Origin of the sequence: Streptomyces sp. NPDC096046, assembly GCF_040303285.1 — a bacterium.
Taxonomy (GTDB): Bacteria; Actinomycetota; Actinomycetes; order Streptomycetales; family Streptomycetaceae; genus Streptomyces.
Map to the genome: position 1 here is coordinate 5,923 of NZ_JBEOSZ010000041.1, position 12,244 is coordinate 18,166.

8 protein-coding genes are annotated in these 12,244 nt (G+C 70.3%); 2 read left to right on the forward strand and 6 right to left on the reverse strand.

Annotation, left to right across the window (positions count from 1 at the left end):
- Positions 1 to 126: 126 nt before the first annotated feature.
- The 6 genes from ABTX62_RS28405 to ABTX62_RS28430 all read right to left on the reverse strand — a co-directional run bounded on the left by ABTX62_RS28405 (position 127) and on the right by ABTX62_RS28430 (position 7,148).
- A complete protein-coding gene (locus ABTX62_RS28405; RefSeq protein ID WP_283971725.1) occupies positions 127 to 1,110 on the reverse strand; it encodes a PAC2 family protein in 984 nt (327 codons plus the stop codon).
- A gap of 156 nt (positions 1,111 to 1,266) precedes the next feature.
- Positions 1,267 to 1,938: a FadR/GntR family transcriptional regulator gene (locus ABTX62_RS28410; protein ID WP_352118854.1), complete on the reverse strand. Its 672-nt coding sequence runs from the start codon at positions 1,936 to 1,938 to the stop codon at positions 1,267 to 1,269.
- 127 nt (positions 1,939 to 2,065) lie between these two features.
- Positions 2,066 to 3,682, reverse strand: a complete 1,617-nt coding sequence (locus tag ABTX62_RS28415; protein ID WP_352118855.1) for a glycerol-3-phosphate dehydrogenase/oxidase — start codon at positions 3,680 to 3,682, stop codon at positions 2,066 to 2,068.
- An 8-nt stretch (positions 3,683 to 3,690) separates the two neighbouring features.
- Entirely contained in the window at positions 3,691 to 5,229 is a 1,539-nt protein-coding gene (glpK, locus tag ABTX62_RS28420) for a glycerol kinase GlpK (protein WP_352118856.1), read from the reverse strand.
- A gap of 85 nt (positions 5,230 to 5,314) precedes the next feature.
- Positions 5,315 to 6,109, reverse strand: a complete 795-nt coding sequence (locus ABTX62_RS28425) for an MIP/aquaporin family protein (protein WP_283971729.1) — start codon at positions 6,107 to 6,109, stop codon at positions 5,315 to 5,317.
- 265 nt (positions 6,110 to 6,374) lie between these two features.
- Entirely contained in the window at positions 6,375 to 7,148 is a 774-nt protein-coding gene (locus tag ABTX62_RS28430; protein WP_283971730.1) for an IclR family transcriptional regulator, read from the reverse strand.
- Between the two features lie 359 nt (positions 7,149 to 7,507).
- On the opposite strand from ABTX62_RS28430, the gene metH reads away from it, so the two are divergent.
- Together metH and ABTX62_RS28440 are read left to right on the forward strand one after the other, a co-directional pair.
- Positions 7,508 to 11,023 carry a methionine synthase gene (gene metH, locus ABTX62_RS28435; protein ID WP_352118857.1) on the forward strand — a complete coding sequence of 1,172 codons (3,516 nt, stop codon included), beginning with the start codon at positions 7,508 to 7,510 and terminating at the stop codon, positions 11,021 to 11,023.
- A gap of 123 nt (positions 11,024 to 11,146) precedes the next feature.
- On the forward strand, positions 11,147 to 11,848 hold the full coding sequence (locus ABTX62_RS28440) for an HAD family hydrolase (RefSeq protein ID WP_352118858.1): 702 nt from the start codon (positions 11,147 to 11,149) through the stop codon (positions 11,846 to 11,848).
- Positions 11,849 to 12,244 lie beyond the last annotated feature (396 nt).

A 12,244-nucleotide genomic window follows, 5' to 3' on the forward strand; every position in this document is an offset into this window, starting at 1 on the left:
CCGACCTCCAGGCGCGACAGCAGCCACATGCCGACGGCGGAGAGGGCGCCGCCGAGGATCGGGTAGGCCTTGTAGCGGCCGGTGTGGCCGATGGCCGGGAGACGCCCCACGGTTCGTGTGACGCCCTCAGTCCTCCGACGACTCGTCGTCGTCCGTACCCGGCTTCGGCGGCTTCGGCGGGCGGGTGCGGCCGCCCGGGTTGTCCCGCAGGTACGACGTGCTGTCGCTGCCGTCCGCCGTGGCGTGACCGCCGGTGGCGGGTGGTCCGCCGCCGTCGCGGCGCCGCAGGTAGCGCTCGAACTCCCGGGCGATCGCCTCGCCCGACGCCTCCGGCAGCTCGGCGGTGTCCCGGGCCTCCTCCAGCGACTGGACGTACTCGGCGACCTCGCTGTCCTCGGCGGCCAGCTGGTCCACGCCGACCTGCCAGGCGCGCGCGTCCTCGGGCAGCTCGCCCAGCGGGATGCGCACGTCGATCAGGTCCTCCAGGCGGTTCAGCAGCGCCAGCGTGGCTTTCGGGTTCGGCGGCTGCGACACGTAGTGCGGCACCGCCGCCCAGAGCGAGACGGCCGGGACGCCCGCGTGCGTGCAGGCCTCTTGGAGGACACCGACGATGCCCGTGGGGCCCTCGTACTTGGTCTCCTCCAGATCCATGCGGCGGGCCAGGTCCGGGTCGGACGTCGTCCCGCTGATCGGAACCGGGCGGGTGTGCGGGGTGTCACCGAGCAGGGCGCCCAGCACGACCACCAGCTCCACCCCCAGTTCGTGCGCGAAGCCGAGCAGTTCGTTGCAGAACGAACGCCACCGCATGGACGGTTCGATGCCCCGGACGAGGACGAGGTCGCGCGGCTTGTCACCGCCGACCCGGACCACCGACAGCCTCGTCGTGGGCCAGGTGATCTTGCGGACGCCCGCTTCCATGAACACCGTGGGGCGGTTCACCTGGAAGTCGTAGTAGTCCTCGGCGTCCAGCGCCGCGAACACCTCGCCCTTCCATTCCCTGTCCAGATGCGCGACCGCGGTGGAGGCGGCGTCGCCGGCATCGTTCCAGCCCTCGAACGCGGCCACCATGACCGGGTCGACCAGCTCGGGAACCCCCTCGAGCTCGATCACCCAGCGCCTCCTTCCGACGTGCCCTCGCTTGACCACCCAACCTTACGGCGTGCCGCGGGGGCGCCCGCAGCCCCCTTGCAGGGGGAGTGCCCCATCACTGCCCCGCGATCCGCCCCCGAACACCCCGCACGCTTCCGGGCGATGCGCGGGCGCCGGTCACAGCGTGGAGCGCAGCCACTGCTCCACGCTCGCGATATGCACGGTCGCCCACGAGCGCGCCGCCTCGCCGTCCCGGTCGCGCAGTGCGGCGAGGATCGCCCGGTGCTCGCGCAGGGTGCGGGCGACGGCGTCCTCCTGGGTGAGGCCGCGCCAGATCCGGGCCCGGGTGGTGGGGCCCGACAGTCCGTCGAGGAGCGAACAGAGCACGGAGTTGCCCGAGCCGTGCACGATGCCCCGGTGGAACTCCAGGTCGCAGGCGACGAGATCCTCCACGGACGGGGCCTCGCCGAGCTTGTCCAGCTGGACCGTCAGCGCGTCCAGTTGCTGCTCGCTGATCCGCACGGCCGCCAGGGCGGTCGCGGCCGGTTCCAGGATGCGGCGTACGGCCAGGAACTCCAGGACCGTGTCGTCGCGGTGGAAGTCGACGACGAAACTCAGCGCCTCGAGCAGGAGTTGCGGGTCGAGACTGGTGACATAGGTGCCGTCGCCCTGCCGTACGTCCAGGATCCGCATCAGCGACAGGGCGCGCACGGCCTCCCGCAGGGAGTTGCGGGACAACCCGAGGTCGGCGGCGAGTTCGCTCTCCTTGGGCAGCCGGTCGCCCGGGCGCAGCGCGCCGGAGACGATCATTCCCTTGATCTTCTCGATCGCCTCGTCGGTCACTGCCATGGTCGACCTCCCTGCCGCTCCAGACCTCCGACGTATCAGGTCATTATGGGGGTCGGGGAACACGGAAGGGGCGGCTCCGTCGGCGTGGAGCCGCCCCTTCCCGCACCGGGTGCCCCCCGGGCCGTGCCTACTTCTTGTCGAGCACGTCCTGCACCTTGGCGCGGACGTCGTCCGTGGCGAGACCCCGGATCGTCAGCGTCGTGCGGCGGCGCAGCACGTCGTCCTGCGTCTCGGCCCACTCGTGGTCCCGGGCCCAGACGACCTGCGCCCAGATCTCCGGGGCGTCGGGGTGGACGCGCTCGGCGAGCTCCGGGCTCTCGTTGGCCAGACGGGCGATGTCGAAGGCCAGCGAACCGTAGTGCGTGGCCAGGTGCCTGGCCGTGTCGGCCGCCATGCGCGGGCCCGGCGCCGGCCCGTCCGTGAGCAGCCGGTGGGCGACCGCGCGCGGGTTGGCGATGCCGGGCAGCGGCAGCTTCTTCGGCAGCGCGCTGATCGGCTCGAAGTCGTCGCCCAGCGGGTGACCCGGCAGCGCCTCCAGCTTCTTCATGATCGTCCGGCCGATGTGGCGGAAGGTGGTCCACTTGCCGCCCGCGACGGACAGCATGCCGCCCCGGCCTTCGGTCACCACCGTCTCGCGCTTGGCCTTGGCGGTGCTGCCGGGGCCGCCCGGCAGCACGCGCAGACCCGCGAAGGCGTAGGTGATGAGGTCGCGGTTCAGCTGCTGGTCGCGCACCGAGAAGGCGGCCTCGTCGAGGATCTGCGATATGTCCTGCTCGGTGACCGACACGTCCGCCGGGTCGCCCTCGAACACCTCGTCGGTGGTGCCGAGCAGCAGCATGTCCTCCCAGGGGAGGGCGAAGGTGATGCGGTACTTGTCGATCGGGGTGGCGAGCGCGGCCTTCCAGGGGGAGGTGCGCTTCAGGACCAGGTGCGCGCCTTTGGACAGGCGGATGGAGGGAGCCGCGTTCGGGTTCTCCATCCTGCGCAGGTGGTCCACCCACGGGCCGGTCGCGTTCAGCACCAGCCGGGCGTTGACGCCGAACTCGTCCCCGGACAGGCGGTCCCTGAGCTCGGCGCCGGTGACGCGGCCCTGGGTGAAGCGCAGGCCCGTCACCTCGGCGTGGTTGAGGACGACCGCGCCCGCCTCGACGGCCCCGCGCACCGTCATCAGCGCCATGCGGGCGTCGTTCATCTGGTCGTCGCCGTAGACGGCCACGGCCTTGAGGTTCTCGGTGCGCAGCTCGGGCACGTCCTGCGCGGCCTTGGCCGGCGAGAGCAGATGCCCGACGCCGTCCCCGAAGGCGGAGAGCGCGGAGTAGGCGAAGACGCCCGCGCCGAGCTTCGCCGCGCCGTGCGGCCCGCCCTTGTACACGGGCAGGTAGAACGTGAGCGGGTTCGCCAGGTGGGGAGCCACCTGGCGGGAGACCGCACGGCGCTCGAAGTGGTTCTCCGCCACCAGCTTCACCGCGCCGGTCTGCAGGTAGCGCAGACCGCCGTGGAGGAGCTTGGAGGAGGCGGAGGACGTGGCGCCGGCGAAGTCGCCGGCGTCCACCAGAGCCACCCTGAGGCCGGACTGCGCGGCGTGCCAGGCGGTGGAGATGCCCAGGATGCCGCCGCCGATCACGAGAAGGTCGTACGACGCCTTGGAGAGCTGCTCCCTGGTCTCGGCTCGGCTCGGGTTCGAGCCGGAGGCCGGGTGCGTCCCCAGGGCAGGCACGGACTGCAGGGTGGACTGACTGGTCATGCTGGTTCTTACTCCTCGTCCTCGAGCCAGCCCATGGTCCGCTCGACGGCCTTGAGCCAGTTCTTGTACTCACGGGCGCGGGTGTCCGCGTCCATGCGGGGGGTCCACTCGGCGGCCCGCCGCCAGTTGGCGCGCAGGTCGTCGGTGCTGTTCCAGAAGCCGACGGCGAGACCGGCGGCGTAGGCGGCGCCGAGGCAGGTGGTCTCGGCGACCATCGGGCGCACCACCGGGGCGTCCACGAAGTCGGCGAGGGTCTGCATCAGCAGGTTGTTGGAGGTCATGCCGCCGTCGACCTTCAGGGCGGCCAGTTCCACGCCGGAGTCCTTCGTCATGGCGTCGGCGATCTCCCGCGTCTGCCAGGCGGTGGCCTCCAGGACGGCACGCGCGAGGTGTGCCTTGGTGACGTACCGGGTCAGGCCGGCGATCACACCACGGGCGTCGGAGCGCCAGTACGGGGCGAACAGGCCGGAGAAGGCCGGCACGAAGTAGGCGCCGCCGTTGTCCTCGACCGACAGGGCGAGGGTCTCGATCTCGGCGGCGGTGGAGATCAGGCCCATCTGGTCGCGCATCCACTGCACCAGCGAACCGGTGACGGCGATCGAGCCCTCCAGGGCGTAGACCGTGTCCTGGTCGCCGATCTTGTAGCCGACGGTGGTCAGCAGGCCGCTGTAGGAGTTGATGATCTTGTCACCGGTGTTCATCACCATGAAGGTGCCGGTGCCGTAGGTCGACTTGGTCTCGCCCTCGGCGAAGCAGGTCTGGCCGAACAGGGCCGCCTGCTGGTCGCCGAGCGCCGAGGCGACGGGGATGCCGCCGAGCAGGTCGCCCAGCTTGCCGCCGGTGATCTCGCCGTAGACCTCCGCGGAGGAGCGGATCTCGGGCAGGATCTGCTGCGGGACGCCGATGGACTCGCAGATCTTGTCGTCCCACTGCATGGTGTGCAGGTTCATGAGCATGGTGCGCGAGGCGTTGGTGACGTCCGTGACGTGCTCGCCACCGTCGGTGCCGCCGGTCAGGTTCCAGATGACCCAGCTGTCCATGGTGCCGAAGAGGATGTCGCCGGCCTCGGCGCGCTCCTTCAGCCCGTCGACGTTGTCGAGCAGCCAGCGGGCCTTCGGGCCGGCGAAGTAGGAGGCCAGCGGCAGGCCCGTCTCGCGGCGGAAGCGGTCCTGGCCGACGTTGCGCCCGAGCTCACGGCACAGGGCGTCGGTGCGGGTGTCCTGCCAGACGATGGCGTTGTGGACGGGCTCACCGGTGTTCTTGTCCCACAGCACGGTCGTCTCGCGCTGGTTGGTGATGCCGATGGCCTTGATGTCGTCACGGGTGATGCCGGCCTTCTCGATGGCCCCGGCGACGACCTCCTGGACGTTGGTCCAGATCTCGGTGGCGTTGTGCTCGACCCAGCCCGGCTTCGGGAAGATCTGCTCGTGCTCCTTCTGGTCGACCGAGACGATCCGGCCGTCCCGGTCGAAGACGATGCAGCGGCTGGAGGTCGTGCCCTGGTCGATGGCGGCGATGAAGGGGCCGGCGGTGTGCGCGTCGGTCACTGTGTCTCCTGGAGAGTTCCGTGTTTATGGGGCTTTACGTACGGCGCGTGCCGAGAGTTTCGCGAAGCGGGGATGAATGCCGCTCCTAGGCGAACGCGACGTTGTAGATGCCTGCGGCGATGGCCCCGCCGATCAGCGGGCCGACCACCGGGACCCAGGCGTAGCCCCAGTCGGAGCCGCCCTTGTTGGGCAGCGGCAGCAGGGCGTGCACGATGCGCGGACCGAGGTCACGGGCCGGGTTGATGGCGTAACCCGTCGGGCCGCCGAGGGACAGGCCGATGGAGACCACCACGAGCGCGACGATCAGGGCGCCCAGGGTGCCCAGGCCGTTGCCGTTGTCGTTCAGGCCCTGGGTGAGCACGGCGAGGACCAGCACGATCGTGCCGATGATCTCCGTGGCGACGTTCTGCCAGGCGACCCGGACCTCGGGGCCGGTGGAGAAGACGCCCAGCACGGGGCCGGCGCCCTTCTCCTGGGCTTCGACGGCCTTGACCGCGGTGTCCTGCGCGCCCGGACCGCCGACGACCTCGCGGTCGGTGAGGTGCGCGTGGAACTGTCCGTAGTAGGCGATCCAGACCAGGGCGGCACCGATCATGGCGCCGAGGATCTGTCCGGCCAGATAGACCGGGACGTTCTTCCAGTCGCCGTCCTTGATCGCGATGCCCACGGTCACGGCCGGGTTCAGATGGGCGCCGGACAGCGGCGCCGCGGTGTAGACGGCCGTGAGCACCGCGAAGCCCCACCCGAAGGTGATGGCGAGCCAGCCGGCGTTGCGGGCCTTGGAAGCCTTGAGCGTCACGGCGGCGCAGACGCCGCCGCCGAGCAGGATGAGTATGGCGGTACCGATGGTCTCGCCGATGAAGATGTCGGAGCTGGACACCCGCGACTCCTTTGTCCTTCGTCCAGGGGTGAAGTGCGATACCGGCCTGGCCTTGTCACACTCTAGCGCGTATTGCCGGTAGCTGTTCGACAATGTCGACCGATGGACGGGAGTCTTGCTTCGGCGTTACGAGCACGTCAAGAGCTGTGTTGTCGAAAACACGATCGTTACTGATCGCGCCGGGCTCGAGGATCTTTGCCGCAGGTGAGCGCGGACATGCCGAGGACCGGAACGCCGTACGACGCCCCGGTCCACTCGTGTGCCGTCAGAACCGCCCGGCGCCCAGATCGCGCGAGACCGCGCGGGCGCAGTCCCGTACCGCCGCGATCAGCTCGGGCCGCAGCGCGCCCTCCTCCTCGGACCGGCACAGCCGCTCCACGGCGCCGGTGATGCCGACCGCGCCGACCGGCATGCGCCGCCGGTCGTGGATGGGGGCGGCGAGGGAGGCCACACCCTCCCAGGTCTCCTCCACGTCGGCCGCGTACCCCCGCGCGCGCGTGACGTCGAGGAGGTGCTCGAAGTCCTCCGGCTCGCACACCGTCCGGTCGGTGAAGGCCTTGCGATCGGCCTCCAGGGCCTCGCTGTGCGCCACCGGGTCGTAGGCCGACAGCACCTTGCCCAGGGCCGTGGAGTGCAGCGGCTGCATGGCCCCGATCTCCAGGACCTGCCGGCTGTCGTCGGGCCGGAACACGTGGTGCACGATCAGCACGCCCTGTTGGTGCAGGACGCCCAGGTAGACGCTCTCGCCACTGGAACGGGCCAGGTCGTCGGTCCACACCAGGGCGCGCGCCCGCAGCTCGTGCACATCGAGGTAGGTGGTGCCCAGGCGCAGCAGCTCCGCGCCCAGCTGATAGCGCCCGGAGGCGTCGTCCTGCTCCACGAAGCCCTCCTGCTGGAGGGTGCGCAGGATGCCGTGGGCGGTGCCTTTGGCCAGGCCCAGCGACGAGGCGATGTCCGACAGGCCGAGCCGACGCTCGCCGCCCGCGAGCAGCCGCAGCATCGCGGCCGCCCGTTCGAGCGACTGGATGTTCCGTGCCATCGCCGTACTGCCTCCGTCCCCTTCGACCGCCGACAAGCGGCACCACAGCCCTCGTTCGGCAATGTCGAACACTACCGGTCGATGCCGACCTCTCGCTAATGGCATGTCGCCATTTGTTGCACGCCGATCACCGCCGGGCCGCCCGGCGGCCGTCTCGGCCCTGCCGGGGCGACGCGTACCGGTCACCGTCGGGGAAACAGGGGCGCTGCCGCTCGTACGGCCGCGTCCGGCTCGTGGACGCGCTGCCCATCCAAGCCCACTCCCGGTTACGCTGGCGCGGTGCGCCCTTCCCCGGGAGCCCTCAGGCTGTCCGGGAAGCCGCGAAGCCGACAGCCGTCGCATTTGAGGGAGCCCTTTACATGGCCTCGTTGCCGCCGACCCCTTCCGCAGACAGCCGGACCCGTGTGTCCGCGCTCCGAGAAGCCCTGGCCACCCGCGTGGTCGTGGCCGACGGAGCCATGGGCACCATGCTCCAGGCGCAGGACCCCACGCTCGAGGACTTCGAGAATCTCGAGGGCTGCAACGAGATCCTCAACCTGACGCGGCCGGACATCGTCCGTTCGGTCCATGACGCCTACTTCGCGGTCGGCGTGGACTGCGTCGAGACCAACACCTTCGGCGCCAACCACACCGCCGCCGCCGAGTACGAGATCGCCGATCGGGTGCACGAGCTGTCCCAGGCGGGTGCCCGGATCGCCCGCGAGGCGGCCGACGAGTACGCCGCCCGGGACGGCCGCCCGCGCTGGGTGCTCGGCTCGGTCGGACCCGGCACCAAGCTGCCCACGCTCGGCCACGTCGGCTACGCCACGATCCGCGACGGCTACCAGGCCAACGCCGAGGGCCTGCTCGCCGGCGGCGCGGACGCGCTGCTCGTGGAGACCACCCAGGACCTGCTCCAGACCAAGGCGTCCGTCCTGGGCGCCCGCCGGGCCATGGAGGCCGTCGGCGTCGAGGTGCCCCTGCTGTGCTCCATGGCCTTCGAGACCACCGGCACCATGCTGCTCGGCTCCGAGATCGGAGCGGCACTGACCGCGCTGGAGCCCCTCGGCATCGACATGATCGGCCTGAACTGCTCCACCGGCCCGGCCGAGATGAGCGAGCACCTGCGCTACCTGACACGTCACTCGCGCATCCCGCTGCTCTGCATGCCGAACGCCGGCCTGCCCATCCTCACCAAGGACGGCGCCCACTTCCCGCTCGACCCCGAGGGCCTGGCCGACGCCCAGCAGAACTTCGTCCGGGACTACGGCCTCTCCCTCGTCGGAGGCTGCTGCGGCACCACCCCCGAGCACCTGCGCCGGCTGGTCGAGCGCGTCCGGGACGTCGCCCCGAGCGAGCGCAGCCCGCAGCCCGAGCCGGGCGCGGCCTCCCTCTACCAGACCGTGCCGTTCCGGCAGGACACCTCCTACCTGGCCATCGGCGAGCGCACCAACGCCAACGGCTCCAAGAAGTTCCGCGAGGCCATGCTGGAGGGTCGCTGGGACGACTGCGTGGAGATGGCCCGCGACCAGATCCGCGAGGGCGCGCACATGCTCGACCTGTGCGTGGACTACGTCGGACGCGACGGCGTCGCCGACATGGAGGAGTTGGCCGGCCGCTTCGCCACCGCCTCCACGCTGCCGATCGTGCTGGACTCCACCGAGGTCGACGTCATCCGGGCCGGCCTGGAGAAGCTCGGCGGCCGCGCGGTGATCAACTCGGTGAACTACGAGGACGGCGACGGCCCCGAGTCCCGCTTCGCCCAGGTCACGGCCCTCGCCAAGGAGCACGGCGCCGCCCTCATCGCGCTCACCATCGACGAGGAGGGCCAGGCCCGCACCGCCGAGAAGAAGGTCGAGATCGCCGAACGGCTCATCGACGACCTGACCGGCAACTGGGGCATCCACGAGGAGGACATCCTCGTCGACTGCCTGACCTTCACCATCTGCACCGGCCAGGAGGAGTCCCGCAAGGACGGCATCGCCACCATCGAGGGCATCCGCGAGCTCAAGCGGCGCCACCCCAGGGTGCAGACCACGCTCGGCCTGTCCAACATCTCCTTCGGCCTCAACCCGGCCGCCCGCATCCTGCTGAACTCCGTCTTCCTCGACGAGTGCGTCAAGGCCGGCCTGGACTCGGCGATCGTGCACGCCTCGAAGATCCTGCCGATCGCCCGCTTCAGCGAGGAGGAGGTCAAGACGGCCCTTGACCTCATCCACGACCGCCGCGCCGAGGGCTACGACCCGCTGCAAAGGCTCATGCAGCTGTTCGAGGGCGCCACCGCCAAGTCCCTCAAGGCCGGCAAGGCCGAGGAACTGGCCGCGCTGCCGCTGGACGAGCGGTTGAAGCGGCGCATCATCGACGGCGAGAAGAACGGCCTCGAAGCGGACCTCGACCAGGCCCTCCAAGAGCGGCCCGCGCTCGACATCGTCAACGAGACCCTCCTGGACGGCATGAAGGTCGTCGGCGAACTGTTCGGCTCCGGCCAGATGCAGCTCCCCTTCGTCCTGCAGTCCGCCGAGGTCATGAAGACGGCCGTGGCCCACCTCGAACCGCACATGGAGAAGACCGACGAGGACGGCAAGGGCACCATCGTGCTCGCCACCGTGCGCGGAGACGTGCACGACATCGGCAAGAACCTCGTCGACATCATCCTGTCCAACAACGGCTACAACGTCGTCAACCTCGGCATCAAGCAGCCGGTCTCCGCGATCCTGGAGGCCGCCGAGGAGCACAGGGCCGACGTCATCGGCATGTCCGGTCTCCTGGTCAAGTCGACGGTGATCATGAAGGAGAACCTGGAGGAGCTGAACCAGCGCGGTCTGGCGGCGAACTTCCCGGTGATCCTCGGCGGCGCCGCCCTCACCCGGGCCTACGTCGAACAGGACCTGCACGAGATCTACGAGGGAGAGGTCCGTTACGCCCGCGACGCCTTCGAGGGCCTGCGCCTGATGGACGCCCTCATCGGCGTCAAGCGGGGCGTGCCCGGCGCGAAGCTGCCCGAGCTCAAGCAGCGCCGGGTCAGGGCGGCGGCCCCGGCCGCCGTGGAGGAGCGCCCCGAGGAGGGGCACGTCCGCTCCGACGTCGCCACCGACAACCCCGTCCCCGAGCCGCCCTTCCGTGGTACCCGCGTGATCAAGGGCATCCAGCTCAAGGAGTACGCGAGCTGGCTCGACGAGGGAGCCCTGTTCAAGGGCCAGTGGGGCCTCAAGCAGGCCCGCACCGGCGAAGGACCCTCCTACGAGGAACTCGTCGAGAGCGAGGGCCGGCCCCGGCTGCGCGGCCTGCTGGACCGGCTCCAGACGGAGAACCTGCTGGAGGCGGCCGTGGTCTACGGCTACTTCCCGTGCGTCTCCAAGGACGACGACCTGATCATCCTGGACGAGCAGGGCAACGAGCGCACCCGCTTCACCTTCCCCCGCCAGCGCCGGGGCCGCCGCCTGTGTCTGGCCGACTTCTTCCGCCCGGAGGAGACCGGTGAGGTCGACGTCGTCGGCCTCCAGGTCGTCACCGTCGGCTCGCGCATCGGCGAGGAGACCGCACGGCTCTTCGAGGCCAACGCCTACCGCGACTACCTCGAACTGCACGGCCTGTCCGTGCAGCTGGCCGAGGCGCTCGCCGAGTACTGGCACGCCCGCGTGCGCTCCGAACTCGGCTTCGCGAGCGAGGACCCGGACGGCATGCAGGGCATGTTCGAGCTCAAGTACCGCGGCGCCCGCTTCTCCCTCGGCTACGGCGCCTGCCCCAACCTGGAGGACCGGGCCAAGATCGCCGACCTGCTCGAACCGGAGCGCATCGGTGTCCAGCTGTCCGAGGAGTTCCAGCTGCACCCGGAGCAGTCCACGGACGCCATCGTGATCCACCACCCGGAGGCGAAGTACTTCAACGCCCGCTGAGCCCCTTGCGGGCGCCCGGGGCAAAAGAAGCGTTTCGTCCGCGCACGACGTAGACTGGTCGGTCCACCGCAGGCCGGTTCCCTCCAGGGAACCGGCCTGAACGTCCCTCAAGGAGGTACGTGGATGACCAGTACGGTCCCCGCGCTCGGCACCCTGACGGCCGAAGGTTCAGCTCTGCAAGCCGTGCTGCTCGACATGGACGGCACCCTGGTGGACACCGAGGGCTTCTGGTGGGACGTCGAGGTCGAGGTCTTCGCCTCCCTCGGTCACACGCTCGACGAGTCCTGGCGCCATGTCGTGGTCGGCGGCCCCATGACCCGCAGCGCGGGCTTCCTCATCGAGGCCACCGGCGCCGACATCACCCTCGACGAACTCACGGTGCTCCTGAACGACGGCTTCGAGGCGCGTATCGGCGGCGCCCTGCCGCTGATGCCGGGCGCCGGACGGCTGCTGGCCGAGCTGTACGAGTACGAGATCCCCACCGCCCTGGTCTCCGCCTCGCACCGGCGCATCATCGACCGGGTGCTGACCACGCTGGGCGCCCACCACTTCAGCCTCACGGTGGCCGGCGACGAGGTGCCGCGCACCAAGCCCCACCCCGATCCCTACCTGGCCGCCGTATCCGGGCTCGGCGCCGACCCGGCCCGGTGCGCCGTCATCGAGGACACCGCCACCGGAGTCGCCTCCGCCGAGGCCGCGGGCTGCCAGGTCGTGGCCGTGCCCTCCGTGGCCCCCATCGCCCCCTCCCTGCGCCGCACGGTCGTCGCCTCCCTCGAAGAGGTGAACCTGACATTTCTGCACGGGCTGATGACGGAAATGCGCTAGGCGTTCACCCAGCGTGCAGCGGCGTTAGAACGGCAATTCCGAAGGTGAATTCGGACCCTGCCGGAGGCGCGAATTCCCGTACCCTCGAACCTGTTTACGCGTGTGACGTTCCCCACGCGGTCCGGGCTCGACAGCGGTTCCGCCATGTGCTGCGCACCCCCTCCGGGGGGCTGCGGGTACGCCCTTGTGTCCCGATTGATGAAACGCTGCACCAAAGCTTCCGCTGTCGGGTTTTCGGTGTGTCCGCACCCGGTTCCGCAGCGTGATGGGTGCTCAACTCCGGCCGTTGCGAACCCTCCTGCCGGCCCCGACTAATCTCGTCGCGAGAACATCGCCCCACCCCCGTGATCCGCTGCGCCACCCCTGCATGCCGGGTACACGGAGTCGACAGCTCTG

Coding starts and splice junctions, on each gene's coding strand:
- ABTX62_RS28410 (WP_352118854.1), bottom strand. CDS start 1,938: ATGGCAGTGACCGACGAGGCGATCGAGAAGATCAAGGGAATGATCGTC.
- ABTX62_RS28415 (WP_352118855.1), bottom strand. CDS start 3,682: ATGACCAGTCAGTCCACCCTGCAGTCCGTGCCTGCCCTGGGGACGCAC.
- ABTX62_RS28430 (WP_283971730.1), bottom strand. CDS start 7,148: ATGGCACGGAACATCCAGTCGCTCGAACGGGCGGCCGCGATGCTGCGG.
- metH (WP_352118857.1), top strand. CDS start 7,508: ATGGCCTCGTTGCCGCCGACCCCTTCCGCAGACAGCCGGACCCGTGTG.
- ABTX62_RS28440 (WP_352118858.1), top strand. CDS start 11,147: ATGACCAGTACGGTCCCCGCGCTCGGCACCCTGACGGCCGAAGGTTCA.